The organism is Kordiimonas aquimaris (genome assembly GCF_025574485.1).
In the GTDB taxonomy this organism is placed as follows: Bacteria; Pseudomonadota; Alphaproteobacteria; order Sphingomonadales; family Kordiimonadaceae; genus Kordiimonas; species Kordiimonas aquimaris.
Genome location: NZ_JAOBPO010000001.1, coordinates 591,847 through 611,883 on the forward strand (window position 1 = coordinate 591,847; position 20,037 = coordinate 611,883).

The 20,037-nt window shown below is 47.2% G+C and carries 23 protein-coding genes; 13 read left to right on the plus strand and 10 right to left on the minus strand.

Annotated features, from left to right (window positions below; genetic code table 11):
• The first annotated feature begins 40 nt into the window (after nt 1–40).
• The 4 genes from OEU88_RS02805 to OEU88_RS02820 all read left to right on the plus strand — a co-directional run bounded on the left by OEU88_RS02805 (nt 41) and on the right by OEU88_RS02820 (nt 3,608).
• Nucleotides 41–1,372, plus strand: a complete 1,332-nt coding sequence (locus OEU88_RS02805) for an MFS transporter (RefSeq protein WP_262693578.1) — start codon at nt 41–43, stop codon at nt 1,370–1,372.
• Entirely contained in the window at nt 1,372–1,983 is a 612-nt protein-coding gene (locus OEU88_RS02810; RefSeq protein ID WP_262693579.1) for an RNA methyltransferase, read from the plus strand. The genes OEU88_RS02805 and OEU88_RS02810 overlap by 1 nt, the downstream gene beginning before the upstream one ends.
• A 70-nt stretch (nt 1,984–2,053) precedes the next feature.
• Nucleotides 2,054–2,581 carry an invasion associated locus B family protein gene (locus tag OEU88_RS02815; protein ID WP_262693580.1) on the plus strand — a complete coding sequence of 176 codons (528 nt, stop codon included), beginning with the start codon at nt 2,054–2,056 and terminating at the stop codon, nt 2,579–2,581.
• Between the two features lie 79 nt (nt 2,582–2,660).
• Complete coding sequence (locus tag OEU88_RS02820; RefSeq protein ID WP_262693581.1) at nt 2,661–3,608, plus strand: glutaminase; 948 nt, start codon at nt 2,661–2,663, stop codon at nt 3,606–3,608.
• Nucleotides 3,609–3,715: 107 nt separating this feature from the next.
• Here the strand turns inward: OEU88_RS02820 and bla are convergent, their stop codons facing one another.
• The gene (gene bla / locus OEU88_RS02825) at nt 3,716–4,627 is read right to left on the minus strand and encodes a subclass B3 metallo-beta-lactamase (protein ID WP_262693582.1); all 912 of its coding nucleotides are present in this window, start codon (nt 4,625–4,627) and stop codon (nt 3,716–3,718) included.
• A gap of 223 nt (nt 4,628–4,850) precedes the next feature.
• Here bla and rlmN point away from each other — a divergent pair, with 223 nt between their 5' ends.
• From rlmN to OEU88_RS02840, 3 genes are read left to right on the plus strand one after another with little or no spacing between them, the layout of a single operon-like run.
• Complete coding sequence (gene rlmN, locus OEU88_RS02830; protein ID WP_262693583.1) at nt 4,851–6,077, plus strand: 23S rRNA (adenine(2503)-C(2))-methyltransferase RlmN; 1,227 nt, start codon at nt 4,851–4,853, stop codon at nt 6,075–6,077.
• A gap of 4 nt (nt 6,078–6,081) precedes the next feature.
• On the plus strand, nt 6,082–6,501 hold the full coding sequence (locus OEU88_RS02835) for a hypothetical protein (RefSeq protein ID WP_262693584.1): 420 nt from the start codon (nt 6,082–6,084) through the stop codon (nt 6,499–6,501).
• Nucleotides 6,498–6,965, plus strand: a complete 468-nt coding sequence (locus tag OEU88_RS02840) for a GNAT family N-acetyltransferase (RefSeq protein ID WP_262693585.1) — start codon at nt 6,498–6,500, stop codon at nt 6,963–6,965. The genes OEU88_RS02835 and OEU88_RS02840 overlap by 4 nt, the downstream gene beginning before the upstream one ends.
• Nucleotides 6,966–6,970: 5 nt before the next feature.
• Here the strand turns inward: OEU88_RS02840 and OEU88_RS02845 are convergent, their stop codons facing one another.
• Nucleotides 6,971–7,555, minus strand: coding sequence for a hypothetical protein (locus tag OEU88_RS02845; RefSeq protein WP_262693586.1), 585 nt, complete (start codon nt 7,553–7,555; stop codon nt 6,971–6,973).
• Nucleotides 7,556–7,766: 211 nt separating this feature from the next.
• On the opposite strand from OEU88_RS02845, the gene OEU88_RS02850 reads away from it, so the two are divergent.
• A complete protein-coding gene (locus OEU88_RS02850; RefSeq protein ID WP_262693587.1) occupies nt 7,767–9,212 on the plus strand; it encodes an agmatinase family protein in 1,446 nt (481 codons plus the stop codon).
• Between the two features lie 20 nt (nt 9,213–9,232).
• Here the strand turns inward: OEU88_RS02850 and OEU88_RS02855 are convergent, their stop codons facing one another.
• From OEU88_RS02855 to OEU88_RS02870, 4 genes are all read right to left on the minus strand, one after another.
• On the minus strand, nt 9,233–9,721 hold the full coding sequence (locus OEU88_RS02855; RefSeq protein WP_262693588.1) for a YHS domain-containing (seleno)protein: 489 nt from the start codon (nt 9,719–9,721) through the stop codon (nt 9,233–9,235).
• Nucleotides 9,722–9,825: 104 nt separating this feature from the next.
• Complete coding sequence (locus tag OEU88_RS02860; RefSeq protein ID WP_262693589.1) at nt 9,826–10,581, minus strand: MerR family transcriptional regulator; 756 nt, start codon at nt 10,579–10,581, stop codon at nt 9,826–9,828.
• A gap of 147 nt (nt 10,582–10,728) precedes the next feature.
• The gene (locus tag OEU88_RS02865) at nt 10,729–11,256 is read right to left on the minus strand and encodes a DUF3833 domain-containing protein (RefSeq protein ID WP_262693590.1); all 528 of its coding nucleotides are present in this window, start codon (nt 11,254–11,256) and stop codon (nt 10,729–10,731) included.
• Between the two features lie 9 nt (nt 11,257–11,265).
• Complete coding sequence (locus OEU88_RS02870; RefSeq protein ID WP_262693591.1) at nt 11,266–11,799, minus strand: DUF2878 domain-containing protein; 534 nt, start codon at nt 11,797–11,799, stop codon at nt 11,266–11,268.
• Nucleotides 11,800–11,983: 184 nt separating this feature from the next.
• Here OEU88_RS02870 and OEU88_RS02875 point away from each other — a divergent pair, with 184 nt between their 5' ends.
• The 3 genes from OEU88_RS02875 to OEU88_RS02885 all read left to right on the plus strand — a co-directional run bounded on the left by OEU88_RS02875 (nt 11,984) and on the right by OEU88_RS02885 (nt 15,068).
• On the plus strand, nt 11,984–12,643 hold the full coding sequence (locus OEU88_RS02875) for a glutathione S-transferase family protein (RefSeq protein ID WP_262693592.1): 660 nt from the start codon (nt 11,984–11,986) through the stop codon (nt 12,641–12,643).
• A 196-nt stretch (nt 12,644–12,839) separates the two neighbouring features.
• Nucleotides 12,840–14,075 carry an argininosuccinate synthase gene (locus tag OEU88_RS02880; protein ID WP_262693593.1) on the plus strand — a complete coding sequence of 412 codons (1,236 nt, stop codon included), beginning with the start codon at nt 12,840–12,842 and terminating at the stop codon, nt 14,073–14,075.
• 60 nt (nt 14,076–14,135) lie between these two features.
• A complete protein-coding gene (locus tag OEU88_RS02885; RefSeq protein ID WP_262693594.1) occupies nt 14,136–15,068 on the plus strand; it encodes an AEC family transporter in 933 nt (310 codons plus the stop codon).
• Nucleotides 15,069–15,070: 2 nt separating this feature from the next.
• On the opposite strand, the gene OEU88_RS02890 is transcribed toward OEU88_RS02885, so the two are convergent.
• Both OEU88_RS02890 and OEU88_RS02895 read right to left on the minus strand, forming a co-directional pair.
• Complete coding sequence (locus tag OEU88_RS02890) at nt 15,071–15,559, minus strand: DUF3108 domain-containing protein (protein WP_449543911.1); 489 nt, start codon at nt 15,557–15,559, stop codon at nt 15,071–15,073.
• A 6-nt stretch (nt 15,560–15,565) separates the two neighbouring features.
• Nucleotides 15,566–15,787 (minus strand): hypothetical protein, encoded by a 222-nt coding sequence (locus OEU88_RS02895; protein ID WP_262693596.1) that lies wholly within the window; start codon nt 15,785–15,787, stop codon nt 15,566–15,568.
• 244 nt (nt 15,788–16,031) lie between these two features.
• Between OEU88_RS02895 and OEU88_RS02900 the strand changes: the two genes are divergently transcribed.
• A complete protein-coding gene (locus OEU88_RS02900; RefSeq protein WP_262693597.1) occupies nt 16,032–16,622 on the plus strand; it encodes a glutathione S-transferase N-terminal domain-containing protein in 591 nt (196 codons plus the stop codon).
• A gap of 61 nt (nt 16,623–16,683) precedes the next feature.
• Here OEU88_RS02900 and OEU88_RS02905 read toward each other — a convergent pair whose 3' ends face one another.
• Nucleotides 16,684–18,324, minus strand: coding sequence for a M28 family metallopeptidase (locus OEU88_RS02905; protein WP_262693598.1), 1,641 nt, complete (start codon nt 18,322–18,324; stop codon nt 16,684–16,686).
• Between the two features lie 179 nt (nt 18,325–18,503).
• On the opposite strand from OEU88_RS02905, the gene OEU88_RS02910 reads away from it, so the two are divergent.
• The gene (locus tag OEU88_RS02910; protein WP_262693599.1) at nt 18,504–19,298 is read left to right on the plus strand and encodes a hypothetical protein; all 795 of its coding nucleotides are present in this window, start codon (nt 18,504–18,506) and stop codon (nt 19,296–19,298) included.
• A 16-nt stretch (nt 19,299–19,314) separates the two neighbouring features.
• Here the strand turns inward: OEU88_RS02910 and OEU88_RS02915 are convergent, their stop codons facing one another.
• Complete coding sequence (locus OEU88_RS02915) at nt 19,315–20,031, minus strand: LytR/AlgR family response regulator transcription factor (protein ID WP_262693600.1); 717 nt, start codon at nt 20,029–20,031, stop codon at nt 19,315–19,317.
• Between the last annotated feature and the right edge of the window lie 6 nt (nt 20,032–20,037).

Here is a 20,037-nt window from a genome sequence, read left to right on the forward strand (position 1 = left end):
CCTCGTTAGGGTGACAAACAATATTTAACCGGTGCATAGCATGCTTAAGCTTTTTAAAGATCGCAATTTCTTCACGTTCTGGATCGGAGAGTTCATCTCTGTGATAGGTGATCATATCAGTTTGATTGCCTTTCCGTTTCTCGTGTTGCAAATGACAGGCAGTCCCGCGCTAACGGCTTTTGTTTTTGCGGCGCAAGGTTTGCCGCGCGCGGTCATGATGCTGGTTGGTGGTGCAGTGGTCGACCGTACGAGCCCAAGGCTTGTTATGATTTTGTCAAATCTTGCGCGCTGTGTGCTTGTTATGCTGCTTGCCTATTTGGTTCATGTTGATCAAGTCAGCATACAGATCATTTTTATTATCGCACTGTTGTTTGGTTTAGCGGATGCCTTCTTTTACCCAGCCAGTACATCAATGGTGCCAACAATTGTAGCCAAAGATAATTTGAAAGAAGGTAATGCCATTATCCAAAGCTCCATTTTTGTGGGGGTTATTATTGGCCCTGCGATCGCGGGGCTTGTCATTGCGGGGCATGTAACCACGCTAGGGCATGATGTTGGTTTGGAGGCGGCAACGTATCAATCTAATCGACCTGGTTTTGCGCGTGCCTTTTTTATTGATGGCCTAACGTTTGCGATGTCGTTCATTACATTATTGTTTGTAAAGGCACGTTCTTTGTCGGCGGCAGATGACGAAGCCGAAACCGGAAAAGAAAGTGCTACAAGCGTTTTAGCTGAAGTCAAAGAGGCAGTGCGGTGGGTGTGGTCTGTTCCGGCCCTTAGACTGGGTTTCATTGGTATAGCGATATTGGAATTTTTCTTCCAAACGCCTATTTTTGTCGGTCTTCCAGCGCTTGCGAAAACACGCTTTCTTGAACCTGCATACGTATATGGTTTGATTATCGCCGCCTACGGTGTAGGGGCTGTTCTCGGTTCTGTGGTCGGCGGTGCCACCAAAGGGCCCAAGCCTGAAAACCTTGTACAGATCATGTTCTTTATTTTTATCGGATCAGGTGCCGCCATTGGCTTGATGGTCATATATCCACCTTATTGGTTTGCCATGACGTTGTTTCTTTTTTCAGGGTTTGCGGACAGTTATATCTGGGTGCACTTCACAACACTTGTACAAAAGGCCACGCCTGAGAAGCTGCTTGGCCGTGTAATGAGTATTTTCATGTTTATGTCGGTTGGGTTGATACCGATTGCCAGCATTATTATGGGGATTGCGTTTGAATGGAATTTGGAAGCATCGCTTATGATTGCATCTATAATAATTGTAGTTAGCTGCCTTGTGGCGGCCATGCACCCTGACAGCAAAAAAGTTCCTATAGTTGACTTGCAATCAGACAAAGGTGATGCAGGAGTAAATGCCTGATGCGCGGTTATTTTGCCATTGGAATTGATCAGGCATCCAAGGCAGGGAATGTTGGCAACCTGATGCGCACGGCTCATGCCTTCGGTGCCAGTTTTGTTTTTGCAATTAACCCCAAGGTTGTCAGCCATACAGGTGAGCTGGTGACCAAGGATTTCGTTGATACCAGCAAAAGCCATCTGCAAATGCCGTTCTTTAATTATATGAGTGCTGCTGATCTGGATGTGCCTCAGGGGTGTAAAGTTGTTGGTATCGAGTTAACAGAGGATGCTGTTGAATTGCCCAGTTTCAAGCATCCAACACAGGCTATTTATGTGCTCGGTGGTGAACGCTCCAGTTTAAGCTCTGACATGTTGGCGCGCTGTGACCTGACAATCAAAATACCGACAAAGTTCAGCCTTAACGTTGCGACAGCTGGCGCGATTGTTATGTATGATAGACATCGACTGCTTGGTGGATACCCTGACCGGCCATTGATGACAGGCACTAAACCTGAACCAAGGCCTACACATGTTCATGGGCCAGTGCGTAATCGCCGAGACAGCAAAGCCAAACGTGTTGCCCGCGAGGCAAAACGGGTTGGTATATTGCCACGAACACCTAAAGGTGGTTAAGTTTGATACGCGCGTGTGCTAACCACTACGGTGTAAACGCGGCAGGATTGAAGACGGAGAGTTTTGAGAAATGAAATCTGGTTTTTTAACACTGACACTTAGCTTGTGTGCCATGCTTATGAGCATTGCTGCTGAGGCCCAAAATGAAAAACGTCGTCATTTGGGTGCATACCGCGATTGGGACGCTTTTGTGTATACATACCCCGGCGGTAAAAAAACCTGCCATATGATTTCAAGTCCCAAGTCATCTCAGATTAGTCGCCAAGGCGCACGACGCGGCGATATATATGCCATGGTTTCTCATCGGCCAGAATATGGTGTGAAAGGCGAGGTAAACATCATCATGGGTTATCCGCTACGCCAAGGTTCAGACGCGGTTGTGCGCGTTGATGGCCGCAAGCGATTTGAATTTTTTACTGAAGGTTCGGGTGCGTGGGCATATGACCCCAAGGATGATGCTGCTGCTGTTGCAGCGATGCGTGCTGGTAGCCGGATGGTGGTTAATGGTTCCAGCCAGCGCGGCACCAACACAACAGATACATACAGCCTGTCCGGTTTTACCGCGGCATACAATGCCATCACTGCGGCTTGCAGGTGATTTACTTTAGGCTTTATACTAGAAAATAGTGGTCTAGTTTGTGGTTGGATAAGATATTCCGCATGTTACGCTGGGTATTATGAAAACAGATCAGCATAAACAAGAAGATGTTCAGGATTATCAGGCCATCCTTGAGAGTATAGAGGAAGCCGTGCAGCCCTGCTTTGGTAAAGGTAGAGTTGCGAATTATATCCCAGCACTTGGACAAGTATCACCTAACAAGTTTGGTATGACTGTTCGTACCGCACGCGGCGAGTGCTTCAGTGTAGGGGATGCAAATGAGCCCTTTTCTATTCAAAGTATTTCCAAACTTTTTGTGCTGCAATTGGTCATGTCTCAACTTGGTGACGTGGTATGGGAGCGTGTTGGTAAGGAACCATCTGGAGATCGTTTTAACAGCCTGATGAAGCTTGAGCTCGAACATGGTGTGCCGCGCAATCCATTCATTAATGCGGGTGCGCTGGCAACTCTTGATTTGTTAATGAGTTTGAGCGGCGACACCCGAGAACGCATCCTTAATTATATGCGATACTTGGGGCTAAATAAAACGATTAGCTCTAATGCTACCGTTGTAAATTCTGAACTTGAGCACGCCCATATTAACCGCGCCATGATTCATCTTATGAAAACATACGGCTGTATTGACAGTGACCCGGAAGAGTTGATCGCGACATATTGTTATCAGTGTGCACTGGAGATGAGTTGTATGGACTTGGCTACGGCTGGGTTGCCGCTGGCAATGGATGGCTATTCACCGTTGCACGGCGATACGGTTTTGTCCGGCAAGCAAAACAAGCGTATCAATGCGGTTATGTTAACATGCGGTATGTACGACAGTGTTGGAAGTTTTGCGTATCGTGTTGGATTACCTGCAAAAAGTGGTGTTGGCGGTGGTATTCTGGCCGTTGTACCTGGTGAATTAAGTGTGGCTGTATGGTCCCCGGAGTTAGATAAGTCTGGCAATTCTTATGTAGGCACCGCCGCGCTTGAAATGTTTACCAGTATGACACACGCCAGCATTTTCTAGACGGTATAGCTGGTAGAGCTATATAATCCCTCGTGCTAACAAATTGATATTTGCGGCATATTAAGTCACGCTATTAATGCGGCCTGTTGTTGAGCCCGAACACTGGTTTATTTTGAATTCGTTTTCTCTGCTGTGGCCTGAGCGAGCGACTGTTCAAAAGCTTGGCTTAGATTTTCCATGAATTTGGGGAAGTCTTCAGGGTCAACGAAGGCGAGCGGGTCGCCGCTCTTCTGTTTTTCGCGTTTAGCATCCATATCAAAAAAGAATGGATGATTAACCAACATCACATCTGGTTGCCATGCTGCGGTTTTCTCGAACGTCCGGCGATAATCATCAACGATACCGGCATATTGTTCTGGTACTAGTGTGTTGCCAGCGACGGTTGCTCCGCAGAAGAACAATACTTCATATGAAACTTCAGCTTCAACGATGTTTGTGGTCCACGATGTGCACCCGCGTGTGTGACCAGGTGTAAGACTTGTTTTGAGTGCGATATCGCCGAGTGTGACCAGGTCGCCGTCATTGATAATTTCATCAACTTCAACCGGAGGGGCGCTGTAATTAATATTATCTTCATAGCCAAGATAGAAGCCCCCCTCCAAAGCGGAGCGGTCGCCTGTGCTCGCTAGTAACTTTGCGCCACTCATTTCTTTCAAGTCACGCAAACCGCCGGAGTGATCAAAGTGTGCATGTGAATTCAACAGTATTTTTACGTCTTTAATATTGAAACCAAGTGCGGTGATGTTTCCTGCAATAATGGGTGCGTTTTGTGGCAAGCCACCATCAATCAAGATATGCCCTTCACTTGATGAAATCAGAAAGCTTGATAAACCTTTTGTTCCGACAAAATAGATGTTGCCGATGATACGAAATGGCTCTGTGTTTTCTACCCAGGATGGGTTGGCGTCGCCCCATTGATCCCAAGGTGTTGTGGCAGATTCACCGTTTTGAATACTCAAAACGTTCGAGCTACAGATGATGGCAAGGAAAACGCTGAATATGCTGTGTGATTTTATCATGGGAAATATTGTCCGTTATAATAGCTACAAAGAGAATTTTGAATATAAGTATATCGCCAAAATGACTGCATCAAGGCAATGTGTCACCCTTTTGTTCTGCTTTACAAGGCACCCTGTTTCTGCGTATAAGCCGCGCCATCAGTAACCGCTCGATTTGTGGAACGCAAACGAGCCTTAAACGCCCTGGCGCAAATAATATTTGCAAAAGGCAAGGTGAATTATCATGCAAGTGACCCCAACCGGTGAACCCGTTGTTGTATCTCCGCGCGCTAACCCTGACGCGGTTGATGGCCGCCTTAATATTCTTGGTCTTGATCGTATCGAGCTTAAGGACGCTATTGCCAATATAGGTGTGCCCGAAAAGCAGGTGAAAATGCGCACCAGCCAAGTATGGCACTGGGTGTATCACCGCGGTGTATCCAGTTTTGACGATATGCTGAATGTTTCAAAAGATGTGCGCGCCAAGCTTGCAGCGCATTTTATTATTGAACGCCCAGAGATTGTTGAAGCACAATATTCGGAGGACGGTACGCGTAAATATCTTATCCGTTTCGCTGATGGTAACGAGGCTGAGGCGGTATATATTCCCGAGGAAGATCGAGGCACGCTGTGTATCTCAAGTCAAGTTGGCTGTACCTTGAATTGCAAATTCTGTCACACAGGCACCATGCGTCTTGTGCGCAACCTGACCGCTGCTGAAATTGTGGCGCAGTTGATGATCGCACGCGATGATTTGGGCGAATGGGAAAACCCGACCGAAGGACGCCGCGTAACCAATATCGTGATGATGGGCATGGGTGAACCGCTTTATAACTTTGATAATGTGAAGAAGGCACTTGAAATTGTGATGGACGAGGAAGGCATTCAATTGTCGCGTCGTCGTATTACGCTTTCCACGTCTGGTGTTGTGCCGCACATGGAGCGGGCTGGCAAAGAGATCGGAGTTAATCTTGCGGTGTCATTGCATGCAGTGCGCGATGATGCACGCACAGAGATTATGCCAATTAACAAAAAATATAACTTACATGAAGTACTGCAGGCCTGTGCAAATTACCCGGGTGCGCACAATGCGCGGCGTATTACGTTTGAGTATGCCATGCTGAAAGGCGTGAACGATAGCGACAAAGATGCGCGCGAACTGGTGCAGCTTATCCGCCGTTATAAATTGCCTGCTAAAGTTAACCTTATACCGTTCAACCCATGGCCAGGTACAGACTATGAATGTAGTGAATGGGATCAGATCCAGCGCTTTTCAGACATCGTTTATGAAGGTGGTATATCAGCTCCAATTCGTACCCCGCGCGGGCGTGATATTATGGCGGCGTGTGGTCAGCTTAAATCAGCATCTGAGAAAAAGTCCAAAGCAGAATTACTGCGCGAGCAAGCGGCGGCAGCCGGAGCAGGTAGTGGTGTGGATGAGGTGCATCACACATCCACTGGGCTAACGTAACCTGATGGTGCGGATTAGATACATTGCTGTTTTCCTGCTCTTGTTTTTGACCTTAACTGGATGTGGGCAGCAACTTGATCCGTTTACAATGCATGTCGAAGATGACAATGAAACAGCGCTTCAAATTGACCTTATTGCTGTGAGCGATAATGCCGTTGGTGCAATGCTTCATTCTGCAGGAGGTGCAGGGTGGTTTAGCGATAAACAGGCTTTCTTAGCAGGTTACTCTGGCAATATTGCTGTTCGTCATTATGAACTGGTGCCTGGTTATGTAAGCGCCGAGATGCGCTGGCCTTCACTATCTGATGCCACGATGTTTATGATCGCCATAAATTATCCTGATCAACCTCGTTTTATGGCGATGGACGCATACAGCGTTCGGAAAATTATTGTTGGCAAATGCGGCATCGAAGTACAAACATGACCGATTTAAGCCAAAAAAACACACCGGTTATACGCCCGTACCAAACGACAGACCGCGAGAGTTGCCTTGCTGCACTCGACGCTAATACACCCGACTACTTTGCTCCACAAGAACGCGCTCTTTTTGAGAAATTTCTGGATGATATTCCGGGTACATATTTAGTGGTGGAAGTGGCTAAAAAGGTTGTTGGTTGCGGTGGCTATATTCCTGTTCCAGATACAAATGATGTCCACACCAGTTGGGGGATGGTACATCCTGATTATAAAGGTTACGGCCTTGGTAAAGGGTTATTGGAAGCCCGCTTAGACGCCGTTCGCTGTATGGGTGATGCAAAGCGTATTCGGGTGACAACCAGCCCCGCGACAGAATCGTTTTTCCTACCGTATGGATTTACCGTAACGCGCCGCGAGAAAGACGGTATTGTCTGTGGTATTGATCTCGTTGAAATGTGGCTGGAGCTATAGTCAAGCTAGCAGCGCGGGCCTGAAGCTTTATAAAGCTTTCGCTTATAATTCATTTCGTATGTTTGCACCCAATCATTGCTGCCCTTGACGCGGCGAAAGACATCAGTTTGAAAACTATCCTGCGTGATGTTGTGTTGTACGGTCTTTACATCAAAGTCTTCTGTGCCTGAAAAGCCACCAAGTACAATTGTGTGCATTGCACTATCAATGTATTGAACTTCAAACCCACTCCATCGCTGTGCTGTGGCATTTAGAAAATGAGCGCGCCAAACACCTTTAGTTTCATCATAAGCGCGTACGTCTGTGGAATAGAAGCCAGCAGCACGAAAGCACGTTTGTATTGTGCGTCCATCGGCTAAATAAAAAGCGGTAATGTCGGAGGTACCTTCAAGGGGTTTGCGCGTTCCGTTCGCATCAATGATGGTAATGGAAGACAGCCATTCCCCGCGTAGGAAATCGAATTGCCCGTATTCTGGCCTGGATAAATCCGGGCGACCATATAGATCTTCAGGGGTGTCTTGTGCCCATGTGGACCAGGCTATTAGTGTTAAAGAAAAAGCGCGAATTAACCGCGAAAGAAGACTAGTCATCATTACCTCCCCGAGAGCTTTATCAATTCTAGAGTCTGTGATGTGTTTTGCCTAATGCTCCTCGGCCCTAAGGGCTCGCCATTTATCCCATTGTGCAGCAGTAAATAGCGCTGAGAAGAGTCATTAAGGACTGATCAATCATCTGCGTGTAACATTTCCCCTTTGAAAAAAAGCTGATACTATTGTGTCAGGGAAATATAGGGGGCGATGTATGAAGTCTATTTTTAAGCCAGTTTTGCGCATGTCTGTTTGTTTGAGTGTTATGGTCACTTACGCTTTTTCAAGCGGCTATGCACAAGAAGACAGTCAACCATCGCCGCGTGCCGAAGTTTCGGAAACGCTGTCCCCCAAGCTTGAAAGCCTCTCATCCGAAGAACTGGATTTTCTGTTTAGTGATGATGTTTTAGGCTTTGCAGAGCGTCACGACATATTGTTTGCACGCATTGAAGGTAAATCACCGGAAGCCATAGCTGCCTATGTACGCGCCATGATGCGTGTGGTGCAGGCATCAAAGTTTAACCCTGAAACAGATATGGCATCCATTCCGCTTAACACAGAGTCTGATGGTTTTAACGGCTGGAAAGTGCTGCGGCCTTCCGCGTTGGATACTCCGCGCGCACCGGGTCCGATTAATGTCAATCGTTACCTATACGCAGAGCCCAAACTTGGCATCCCAACTTTCATGAACATGCCTATTGCCATAACACCTGAAGACCTTGTCGCCGGTGAAGTAGAAGTGGCTATCATGGGTATTCCAATGGACATGGGTAGTGGTTACAGGGGTGCCGCATACGGCCCGCGCGCTGTGCGTACAGGCCCGATATATAAAGGCAATAGCTTTGTTGAACCGCCGCATATGCATACGATGGTGTCACCGACAAACGAGCTAACGATTGTTGATTACGGTGATATCGCAGTTGACCAGCTTAGTACCGAACGTAGCCTTGAACATATTCGTAAAATGGTGCGTGATGTGGCTGCTGCCGGCACTATTCCCATGATTGTAGGGGGTGATCATTCATTGATGTATCCAGACGCTGCGGGTGTTGTGGATGTGTACGGTGCAGGCAAGGTTGGCATTGTGCATTTTGATGCACACTATGATGCTGGCAAGGGCGGTACACACCTGTTGTCGCATGGGAAGCCAGTGCAACGTTTATTTGAGGAAAAGCTGGTGCCGGGTAAAAACTTTATCCAGATCGGCTTGCGTGGGTATTGGCCTGGCAAAAAAGGCTTTGAGTGGATGCAGGAAAACGGTTTGCGTTATCACACCATGGCCGAGATTGAGAAAGATGGCTGGGACGCTGTAATGGAGCGTGCCATGAAAGAAGTGCTGGAAGGGCCGGAGTATATCTATATTTCGTTTGATATCGATGTGCTTGACCCAGCTTATGCACCCGGAACTGGCACGCCTGAGCCTGGAGGCCTGACGACCCGTGAAGTGTTTCCAATTGTAAGGCGCTTGTGCGCTGAGAAGAATGTGGTGGGTTTTGAACTGGTTGAAGTAAACCCGCTTGTGGATCCGGGGTATACAACCTCGCAAAATGCGGACCGTATACTGCGTGAATGCCTGACCGGCATGGCGATGCGCAAAAATGGCCTGACTTCACCGCATTATCTTAGCCCGTTAACCATTGATCACGGACACGATAAATAACCTGGTGTGCGGTCTGGAAATTATTTTTGCTCAAGAACGCTCTCTTGAAGGTGTGTCCATTTATTATTTGCGCTTTTGATATGACCCTGTTTGTCAAGTGACCAAAGGCCTTGAGCGAAGATGTTGGCATTAAGATAAAGCTGTCCGTCTTCAACTGCCCAATTGCGTGGGTTTATGTCAACTACATTGCCCTGTGACATGGCATAGGCACAGTAACCACCATAAGCAGGTAGATACTGTTCAGGGCTTGCCCTAAACGATTGCAGGTTTTCATCGGATGCAAAAAAGTAAGCTGTGCCATTATGTTCGGCGCGAATGTTTGCGCTGCCCGCGATAGCTTTTTGTTGGGTATGATAGGCGACAACATCATAGCCCATAACGCCGATGCCTGTTGGTGCATTCACGGTAGTGTCTGGCGTGATGTAGCTTTTGCCGCATGCGGTAAGCATCAGCAATGCACAGCATGCCAGCACTTTTTGCCATTTGACTAATATATTAAGTTTTAACATTTCTATCACCATCGCTTCAGTGCCTAGAATGCTAATATATAGTTTGCACCAAGCCACATAAACTATGGTCACTGTTCGGTGAGTGGCTTGGCGCTATTTTATGGTTATGTTTTTATTTCTGCACTGGCTGCTTGAATAAAGGCCCAAACCTCTTTTGAAAATGGTGGCTTGGGACCGTCTTCCGGCCAGTCATCCATATTGTCATAAAGCTTGGCCGCTCCTGCTGCGAGTGCTGGGTCCATATCAAGTAAAGGCTGCATCATCGCATTCCATTCGCGAGCGATGGCTTGCGCCTCTGGGCTAGTTGGGTCAGTGCCCACCAATGCTTCTGCTCGTGCAATTAAGGCAGGCCATGCTTGCTCGTTGGCTTTAATGGCTTCTTCCGGCATGGCTGACTTTGCCGCCGCCCATCGTTCCTGTTCTTCGGCTGTGTAAAATTTATCCCACACTTTTTGCCATTTCTCATGTGTCATTACATTTTCTCCCATTTTGATAATGTGACAAAGTGTGGAGAGGTCTGCGGGTTCGCCGGCTTCGACACAGGCGAGAGATTCGTCAATAAGGCGAAGCGTTGCTTCAGCTTCTGTGAGCTGTTTGAGCGCAATATCCTTTTGCATTTCCAGTATTTGAGCGGCGCTCCAGTCACTTGTGCTGATCATATCCTTGATCTTTGCCAGTGTTAGGCCGGTGCGTTTCAGCATCTGGATTTGTTGCAGGCGGGCTATGTCTTTGTAGGCATAAACGCGCTGTCGTGACTCAGTGCGTCCGGGCTCAATAAGCCCTAACTTTTCGTAATGCCTGAGGGCGCGAACAGTAACACCTGATCGTGTTGATAATTCGCCTATCGATAATAGTTTCATGGCCGCATTCCTTTCCACAAATCACCGTGTGGGGCCTGACGTAACGTCAGGTGCAAGAACTTTTTTCAAGTGTCTTACACTTTATCGAAAGATTGAATGCGAAAATACGTATTAAGTGCCTTGATGCTTTGCCAAATAATTTATTAACTATTGCTTCTGCATAAAGATTGTTACCTCAGCAAACACAATACCGAATTTCTTGATGTAAGACCGGTTCATGATGGTATTCTCGTCAAACGCCCACATCCAATCCTGAAAGTTTACGCGGTATGTTGTGTTATCAACGGGCAGGTCCATTTCATAACGCCAGTAAAATGCGTTGCCAAATGATGTTCCTTTGGCCGGGCCGGCAATGTCGGCGGCACCACCTTCAAATGTATTATCGCCGGTGTCCGTTATTGTCCAAAGGCGTTTGGTAACGCCGTCACCGATGCTGTAATTAAATGTTTCGTCCAGTGTGATGGTATCGCCGCGGACTTTGCCATCAATATCGACAATAAAGCGCTGTAACAGGTTGCCATCACGGTCCTGAACAATGCCCCAGCCGCGCACATCTCCCTCAAAGAAATTGAAAAGATTGAACGGGGCACCAGCATCCAGATATTTTTCACCGTCAACTGAAATTGAACAGGCAGAAACCGCCAGAGCGCCTAACAGGCCAATAATACGTTTCATGAAATTACCTCATTTAATCAGTTTTTTTGGGTTTAACTGTGTGCGGAACAAGCTGCTGATCTGCATAAATATCGGCATCATGATCAACCAAGCTGCACCAATGATGGCCATTGCCAAAATTGTTTCTGGCCCAAAGCTAACAGCCTCGAAGCGCACGCCTGCCAAGTAACTGAAGGGTGCGGCAATCCCGATGACGAATGTTCCAATAATTGGGCGGGTCATGAAGAATGTGAAGCTGTGTAGAAACGTGCCTGCAAAACCCAACCATATGCTCATTAGCCAGAACGGAATAGGTAGCGGTGCGGGGTTGGGGTCAAAAATATACAAACCAAATTTCGCCAGTAAACTGTCTGTAAGAATACCGATGCCACCACATGTTACGATCACCTTCAGGTCGTCTCGCCACTGCGGCACCAACAAGAGATGCAAAATTAAAAGGAGGGCAAGCAGCCATTCGTAGCGTTCTTGGCCAAGAATGGCCGTGAACCAAAGAGCCTGATACCAGACGATATTGACCAGGTTATTATATTTAATGCCTAACATGACACTTCATACGTGCGGCAACTGCGTTTGGAGTATTTTTTCTGTTTTTGGTATGCCTGTCACACAATAAAAACAGCCACAGTGGTTCATAACTGCATGTGCCGGTATGCAAAAAAGCGCACTTCAATTCATTAAATTGCTGCCAATTTATAGCTCATACTTTAATCAACATAGGAATGGTTTCATGACACGGACAGTATATTTTGTTTCTGGCAGCCCGTTTGCGTGGCGCGTAATGCTGGCAATGGGCCTGAAGGGCTTGGAATATGAGGCAGTAGAGCTGCATGGCAGCAAAGGTGACCTGAAAACCCCGGAATATTTACAATTGAACCCGCGTGGCAAAGTGCCGGTTTTGGTCGACGGTGATGTGACGGTTTACGAGTCTCTGGCTATACTGGCTTATCTGGACCGCGCTTATCCTGAAAAACAAATTTTTGGCCACACGCCAGCTGATGCGGCGCTTATATGGCAACGTGTTGCTGAGGTTGATGCTTATCTTGGTGCCGCTATGGTTGGCGCTGTGCGTCCTGTTTTCACTGGTGCATACGAGGGCAAAGAAAGCGAGATTAACGAGAGTTTCGCTACTATTCGTGCAGAAATTACTACCGCTAATCAGTGGCTTGGTGACAATGACTTTATAGTAGGTAACACACCAACCGCTGCAGATATTACACTGTATCCGGCACTTGCGATGCTGGCACGTGTCGGTTCGGCTATTGATGTACCAGGTATAACGCCAAACTTGCCTGATTATACATCCGAGCTTCCTGCTTTGGTGGCGTGGATGAAACGTATTGAAGCATTGCCGGGTTATGACGCTGCTTACCCTCCTCATTGGCGCTAAAGTAAAGCGATCAATGTAGGATAGAGGGCAACATGGTCGTTGTCCTCTATTGTCACATGGTTCCACCTATTCCTTGTAGATACGGGTGGATTAGTTTTTCTGACTAAGCGGACTATTATTTCAGCTAACACTAGCGTTGACGCCGTACTGGTTGCGCCTATACTCGCGGCGTTTCAAGTATTTCCGGAGTTTTCAGATGGCTGAAAAAATTAATAAAGTTGTGCTTGCCTACTCAGGCGGCCTCGATACGTCGATCATTTTGAAATGGTTGCAGGTAACTTATGACTGTGAAGTGGTGACTTTCACTGCTGACCTTGGTCAGGGCGAGGAGCTTGAGCCAGCACGACGAAAAGCGGAAATGCTTGGTATCAAAGAGATATTCATTGACGATCTGCGTGAAGAGTTTGTAGCGGACTATGTGTTCCCGATGTTTCGTGCCAACACAGTTTACGAAGGGCAGTATCTGCTCGGCACTGCTATTGCGCGGCCACTGATTGCCAAACGTCAGATCGAAATTGCCAAAGCAGTTGGTGCTGACGCTGTTTGCCACGGTGCCACAGGCAAGGGTAATGATCAGGTGCGTTTTGAACTTGGATACTATGCTTTAAACCCTGATATCAAAGTGATAGCACCATGGCGTGAATGGGATTTGCATTCTCGTACCGACCTGATCAATTTTGCAGAGCAACACCAGATACCTGTACCAAAAGATAAACGCGGCGAAAGCCCGTTTAGTGTTGATGCGAACTTGCTCCACACGTCAAGCGAAGGCAAAGCTCTTGAAGATCCGTGGATGGAAGCTGAAGGGCATGTTTACAGCCGCACAGATGATCCTGTTGCAGATGCACCAGTTGAGCCTGAGTATATCGAGATTGAGTTTGAGAAAGGTGACGCTGTCGCGATAAACGGCGTTGCCATGACGCCTGCGACGATGCTGACGGCACTTAATGATCATGGCCGCAAACACGGTATTGGTCGACTTGATCTGCTTGAAAACCGGTTTGTTGGCATGAAATCTCGAGGTATTTATGAAACCCCTGGCGGCACGATATTGCTTGCAGCACATCGAGGCATTGAGCAAATCACGCTTGATAAGGGTGCGATGCATCTCAAGGACGAGATTATGCCGAAGTATGCCGAGGCCATATATAATGGCTTCTGGTTTAGCCCTGAACGTGAAATGATGCAGGCCTTGATTGACCAAAGTCAGGAGTTTGTCGCCGGTACGGTGCGCCTCATGCTTTATAAGGGTGCTGCGCATGTTGTTGGACGGAAAAGCCAGTACAGTCTTTATTCGATGGAGCACGTTACGTTCGAGGAAGACAGCGTTTACGACCAGCGTGATGCTGAAGGCTTTATCAAGCTTAATGCGCTGCGCCTGCAACTTCTTAAACGCCGAGGCAAGGTCACCGAACCGCCAGCTTATGATTGATCATACATATACTCGCTTAAGAAATTGAGTAGCTAGACAGACAAATTAACAAGGAAAATTATGGCCGACATTCTCATAATTATCGCGCCTGTTTTCCTTGTTTTGTTGCTGGGTTATGCGCTTGGGAAAACCAAACTGTTTCCTGAAGGTGCCAGCGATGTTCTTATTACATTTGTCTGGTATATTGCTATTCCATCCCTGATGTTTCGGGAAATAGCGTCCCGTGACTTGCCTCAAACACATGAACTGCTGTTGGTTGCTTCTTACTATACACCGGTAGTTTTGCTTTATTTTTGTGCTGTCTTGATTGCCCGGTTTGTTTTCAAACTCTCTGCGGCAGAGCAAGGCATTTTTGCTTTGTCTGCGTGTTTCTCCAATGGTGGCTTCATTGGTATTCCGTTGCTCGATGGTGCTTTTGGCAAAGAAGGAGTGCGGCTGTTGTTGGTGATCCTCAGTTTCCAGAGCATTCTGTTGCTGACGACAACAACAATATTGATTGAAAGTACGGATAAAGCTGCAAGTGTTCTTGGAATTATCAAAAAAACGCTCAATCGTATTTTCCATAACCCACTTCTTATTGCTTTGATGAGCAGCCTGATATGGGCTGGGCTTGGTATTCCGTTCCCTCACTGGTTAGACCGTGTACTTGCCTTGCCAGCACAATCAGCATCACCTGTTGGTTTGTTTGCGGCAGGCATGGCGCTTTCCGGAGTTGCTATTGCAGGTGATCTGCGACATGCCTCAATTTCAGTTTTATGGAAAGCGGTAGCTATCCCCGCAGCGGTATTCATTATCACACATTATGTTGTGGAGTTGCAGCCGCTTTGGGTAGCGGTCGCAACGTTGACAGCAGCCTTGCCTACAGGGATGGTTGCATACAGTTTTTCTGCACAATACGGAGGCGTGGGCTCCCGGCGTGCGGCAAGTACAGTGCTTATTTCAACTGCTATCTCGTTCTTTACCTTGTCATTCCTGCTTTATGTGCTGACCTAGTATTAGGGAGTTGCCTTGCGTTCAAAATGGAGTGGTTGACCTACAACATCAATACGAACGATTTTTTGCGGTAATGCCTTAGAGACATATATAATATTTTCAGGTGTACCGCCTTTAAGGTTTACCTTGTGCGCTTCAAAGGTGCCCGCAGGTGTTTTTACCGTCTCTTGCCCAGCATGAATGATCTGTATGGACTCTGTTTTATTCGACATCGTATTAAACCAAGGCAACTCCATTTGAAAACCGTCGTCTAATGGCAGCGCACTAATGATACCAAACACAGCCATGCGTAACACGGCATTATCATTGCTGTTAATGGGTACAATGCGTTCTGGCTTGTCGGATTGATTGATGGTTACTTTGCCTGAGAGCACACTGTCATTCCATTCAAAATCAAAAACGGTGCGGTTTTTGCCGATTGCAAAATCAATATCTACAGTTCTTGGCATTAGCGTTGCGGCATCAAGTATACCAGTTGCCGTTTCCAGAATGTTTGGCTACATTTCTGTTCGGTCTTCGATGACATATATATCACCGTCACGGCGCATACTGTATGCCATGCTGCCAGCAGCAGAGCCGTCTTTGATCAGTACCATCGAAAAGGGCCGCAAGTCAGCACGGGAAAAGTCAACGCTGGTGCGCCAATCAGTATTGGCAGCAAAACTACTTGCTGAAAAAATTGCTGTGCTGAAAGCAACAAGAAGAGGTAGGTGTTTCATTGTGAGCTCCATAGCGGCATTAAAGTGCCGTAGGTTATGGTGGTTCAAAATCACCATAACGTCGCTACTCATCTCAAGGATATCTAACTTTAGTTTATTTTTTGCGAACAGGTGATCGAATATCATTGCATGTATATTGATACGATTATGACATTGTCTTTGTGCAATGCTTAAGGTTTAACTGGCGATGACGTACTAACGGGCTATATCTTGGCAGGCTGTGTTTTAAAACAAAGGAATGCTGATGAAGCTGTATTATTCAAAGACATCTCCCTATGCGCGCAAGGTTCTGCTTTTGGCCAAGCATCTAGATTTGGACAATGACATTGAGGTTGTTTCAACAATCCCGCTTGAGGCCGACGACGCGTTTTTGACAGTTAATCCGCTTTCCAAGGTGCCGGCGCTTTCACAGGCAGGGGAAACGCCTCTGTTCGATAGTCGTGTCATCGCCGAGTTTTTGCTGGACCGCGCAGGCATGAATGACACTGGTCGCAACAAAACCGAGATTCTGAAACGTCAAGCTCTAGCTGATGGTATGATGGACGCAGCTGTCGCAGCAGTTATGGAGAGCAAGCGTGTTGACGCCGAGCAATCTGCTTACTGGATGGAGCGATGGCACAGTGCACTGGATCGCTCAATTGCTTGTCTTGAAGACGGTACGGTTAACGCCCTTGAAAGTTGGGGGCTGGACAGTATCGCTATTGCTTGTGCGTTGGACTATATCTGCTTCCGGTTACCTGAGGTGGCATGGCAAGCGAAATACCCGAACACAGCTGCTTGGTATGAGCGTGTAATAGCGCGTGAAGATATGCAAAACACGAACCCGCGCGGTTAAATGCTAAAACGTGACAGGCATCAGGCGCCGCTCTAGCGCCTAATGTCTATTGAAGTAAGAGTTATTTACCAGCTCGTTGTTTGTCGCGGTTGGCTTTAAATTCAGTACCTTCGCGCCAGTTTGGCCATATATCACTGTCAACAATCATGCGGCCCATGTTGTAGTATAACTGCAAGTCCTCTACGGCACCTGTAAAGTCCCAATCATCGGTGATTTCATCTGATGGTTTGTGGTAATTGTTGGCCAGATACTCTGCATTTTTCTGCTCGATATAGGCTCGTCCAAATTCTTTGTGGGTAACGCCTGTGTTGGGGTACAGCATCGGAACACCAAATTTGGCGAGTTCAAAATGATCTGAACGGTAAAAATAACCTTTCTCTGGCTCCGTATCAGCTACGAGTGTGCGGCCTTGCTCAGATGCTGCTTCAGCAATTATGTCATCCAGTTCCGAGTTGCCGTAACCAACAATGGTGATGTCGCTCGTCGGCCCGTAATAATTCAGTCCGTCCATGTTCAAGCCTGCAACAGTCTGGGCAAGTGGATGTAGCGGGTTTGCCGCATAATATGCGGAGCCAAGCAAGCCTTGCTCTTCTGCCGTAACAGCCAGAAACATCACAGAACGCTTGGGTGGGTTAGGTGCAGTAACATAAAGGTTTGCCAGTTCCAGCAGACCACCTGTACCGGTAGCATTATCAAGGGCGCCGTTATAAATACCATCGCCATCAATGGTTGGATCCGTTCCCAAGTGATCCCAGTGTGCCATATAAATAAAGGTTTCATCGGGCGCTTCGCTACCCTTTATCATGGCGGCCACATTACGCGATGTGACATGATTAACCTGGCTATTGAAGCTGGTTGAGGCCTTAAGGTTCATTGGAACTGCCTTAAAGCCGGGCAATTGAGCAGCTTGTGTTAGAGCGGCCCGGTCTAGCCCGGCGCTTGTAAACAGCTGGTCTGCAGCTTCAACTGTAATCCATCCTTCAACAGCCGCCAGATTTGCGCCTTTGTTGGTGCGCACAGTGTCGAACTGTGGCCCTGTCCAGCTGCTATCAACTGTTTCCCATGGGTATGCCGCCGGTTTTGTCTGGTGAATGATCAATGCACCAGCGGCGCCTTGCTTGGCTGCTTCATCAAACTTGTAACCCCAACGCCCATAATAAGTCATGCTGTTACCATTAAAAACGGCATCATCCTGTGTTGCAAACCCGGGATCGTTTATCAGCATCACAACAGTTTTGCCGGTAACGTCGATCCCTTCATAGTCGTTCCATCCACGCTCTGGTGCGTTGATGCCGTAGCCCACAAAAACAAGGTCGCTATCGCTTAGAGATGTTTCCGTTTGCTCGCGGCGTGTCCAAATGACTTGGTCCGTCCGATAATCAAAGGAAAGTGCGTCTTCACCGCCCAAAATGGTCAGTGCAGGGCTGTCCATTGTTTCAATGGAAGCAAGGGGAACATTTTGTATATAACTGTTCCCGTTTGCAGGTTCTAACCCCATACTCCGGAAAGCATTCTCTAGATACTGGATTGTCAGTTCTTCACCGCGTGTGCCTGGGGCCCGCCCACCAAAAGCATCAGATGATAGCACTTCAACATGTTTGCGCAGTCCATCATTTGACAGTTGATACGCGGTGTTCTCTTCTGTGCTACAGCCTGTTGCAACCATTGCTGCAACACTCATGCATGCAATCTGTTTAAACATATTTCACCCCTAAAAATTAGCTCTAGGTGCAACAGTGGCGAACACTCGCTTACCTGTCAATCTTCATGAGATGTTTGCGAAATTGCATGAGCGGTTCGCGGCCCGCTTATGTGGAAATGAGGAATGTATGTGCATCATCCTGACACCAAAATCGAACAAACAGCTTTCAGGAGGAAACAATGAATAAAAGAATAATAAAAAGTTTGGTATGTGCATCGGCATTGAGTGTGGCGGCCCCAGTGACGGCAGATGAGGAAAAGAGGGATAGCTTTATCAGTTACTCCTTCATTGAAGGTGCATATGTGCACAATGACTTTAGTCCAAACGGTTTAGTCATTTCAGATAGTGACGGTGTGGGTGATACAACAGACGATAATCTTGGCACTCTCTTTGGTGCGACAGGTAAAGGCGGTGCTGGTCGTTTTTCAGTGGAATTGTATAACGGCGATTCAGTAGGTCTGCATTTCGTGGGTGATTACCTGCAAACCAATCATGATTTACGTATCGATGTGGTCAGCCTTGCTGGGGCAACAGCAAGCGGTATTCTAGCGACAAAACAAGAAGAACTAAGATTTGCTCTCGGCCTGAACACGATGGTTTCTGATAGCATAAGTGTGTTTGCAGAGCTGGGCTTTGTTAATACCAAGACTGCCTTTGCTGAGGCTGACTTGGTTTTAGGTACTGGCGGTACGGTTGTTGCGGATGTTAGTTCTGCAAGCGGCAGCCGAAAAGCGTTAGACGGTCGAGTAGGTTTCCGTGCGATGGTAACTGACCATTTTGAGTTTACTGGATACGCGCGGTATAACGGCAACGGTAAGATTGTGAGTGACGGTGCTGGCGGGGCCGACTTTTCCCATAAAATACAAGCAGGCGCGGGCGGCTTTTATCATTTTAACAACAGCATTTCTCTTGGCGCAGATTATGAATTTGCCAAGCCTGGCCGTTTACGCTTAGTGGCACGCCTTAGTTTTTAACTTCAAATTAATGTTGCTATGAGGCGCGTTTCTCAATCAATTGCCGAACATGATTTACTCGTGTTCGGCCCACAGGTATGTTTGCACCGTTTGAGAGATGCAGTTCGTAGCGACTACCCTCTAGGGACTTTAGGTCGCGGATGGCAAACTGATGCACCAAATAAGACTTGTGCGCTCTTACAAACTCTTCGGACAGGATGTGTTCTAACCTGTTAAGTGGTTTTCCGTGAAATTTTGTATCGCCGTTCTTTAGCGTTGCTTCTGAATATTTATCAGCACCTTTGAAAAACAGGATATCGCTGGTCGCTACAACATCAATGCCGCGCCCGCTTTCGAAAGATAACCGCTTGGTTCGACTGCTATTGTTTTCTGGTGTGCTCCACAGACGATTTAACGCTTTCTCCAGGCGGAGTTTCGTAAAAGGCTTTGGTACGAAATCAAGCACACCAAATTCAAACGCCTCTAGTGCTCGCTCGGTTTGCGCTGACACGACAATAGTATGAGCTGCTTTTGCTGTAAAATGTTTAAGAAGGGCAAAGCCATTTTCGCCTGCAAGGTTTAAATCTAGCAGTATCAGGTCAATGTCATATGTATTGAGAATATTTTCTGCTTGAGCGATTGATGCTGCGCACATTGACTTTTCTTGCTGCACGCCCATGATTTGATGAGTTAGTCGCTCAATTCGCTTTGCAACCTGCGGTTCGTCTTCAACAATGAGTGTTTGATAAGGCATGCTATT

Coding starts and splice junctions, on each gene's coding strand:
- OEU88_RS02805 (WP_262693578.1), top strand. CDS start 41: ATGCTTAAGCTTTTTAAAGATCGCAATTTCTTCACGTTCTGGATCGGA.
- OEU88_RS02810 (WP_262693579.1), top strand. CDS start 1,372: ATGCGCGGTTATTTTGCCATTGGAATTGATCAGGCATCCAAGGCAGGG.
- OEU88_RS02875 (WP_262693592.1), top strand. CDS start 11,984: ATGACACGGACAGTATATTTTGTTTCTGGCAGCCCGTTTGCGTGGCGC.
- OEU88_RS02855 (WP_262693588.1), bottom strand. CDS start 9,721: ATGTTAAAACTTAATATATTAGTCAAATGGCAAAAAGTGCTGGCATGC.
- OEU88_RS02915 (WP_262693600.1), bottom strand. CDS start 20,031: ATGCCTTATCAAACACTCATTGTTGAAGACGAACCGCAGGTTGCAAAG.
- OEU88_RS02850 (WP_262693587.1), top strand. CDS start 7,767: ATGAAGTCTATTTTTAAGCCAGTTTTGCGCATGTCTGTTTGTTTGAGT.
- OEU88_RS02895 (WP_262693596.1), bottom strand. CDS start 15,787: ATGAAACACCTACCTCTTCTTGTTGCTTTCAGCACAGCAATTTTTTCA.
- bla (WP_262693582.1), bottom strand. CDS start 4,627: ATGATAAAATCACACAGCATATTCAGCGTTTTCCTTGCCATCATCTGT.
- OEU88_RS02905 (WP_262693598.1), bottom strand. CDS start 18,324: ATGTTTAAACAGATTGCATGCATGAGTGTTGCAGCAATGGTTGCAACA.
- OEU88_RS02865 (WP_262693590.1), bottom strand. CDS start 11,256: ATGAAACGTATTATTGGCCTGTTAGGCGCTCTGGCGGTTTCTGCCTGT.
- OEU88_RS02860 (WP_262693589.1), bottom strand. CDS start 10,581: ATGAAACTATTATCGATAGGCGAATTATCAACACGATCAGGTGTTACT.
- OEU88_RS02845 (WP_262693586.1), bottom strand. CDS start 7,555: ATGACTAGTCTTCTTTCGCGGTTAATTCGCGCTTTTTCTTTAACACTA.
- OEU88_RS02885 (WP_262693594.1), top strand. CDS start 14,136: ATGGCCGACATTCTCATAATTATCGCGCCTGTTTTCCTTGTTTTGTTG.
- OEU88_RS02910 (WP_262693599.1), top strand. CDS start 18,504: ATGAATAAAAGAATAATAAAAAGTTTGGTATGTGCATCGGCATTGAGT.
- OEU88_RS02835 (WP_262693584.1), top strand. CDS start 6,082: ATGGTGCGGATTAGATACATTGCTGTTTTCCTGCTCTTGTTTTTGACC.
- OEU88_RS02840 (WP_262693585.1), top strand. CDS start 6,498: ATGACCGATTTAAGCCAAAAAAACACACCGGTTATACGCCCGTACCAA.
- OEU88_RS02870 (WP_262693591.1), bottom strand. CDS start 11,799: ATGTTAGGCATTAAATATAATAACCTGGTCAATATCGTCTGGTATCAG.
- OEU88_RS02880 (WP_262693593.1), top strand. CDS start 12,840: ATGGCTGAAAAAATTAATAAAGTTGTGCTTGCCTACTCAGGCGGCCTC.
- OEU88_RS02815 (WP_262693580.1), top strand. CDS start 2,054: ATGAAATCTGGTTTTTTAACACTGACACTTAGCTTGTGTGCCATGCTT.
- OEU88_RS02820 (WP_262693581.1), top strand. CDS start 2,661: ATGAAAACAGATCAGCATAAACAAGAAGATGTTCAGGATTATCAGGCC.
- rlmN (WP_262693583.1), top strand. CDS start 4,851: ATGCAAGTGACCCCAACCGGTGAACCCGTTGTTGTATCTCCGCGCGCT.
- OEU88_RS02900 (WP_262693597.1), top strand. CDS start 16,032: ATGAAGCTGTATTATTCAAAGACATCTCCCTATGCGCGCAAGGTTCTG.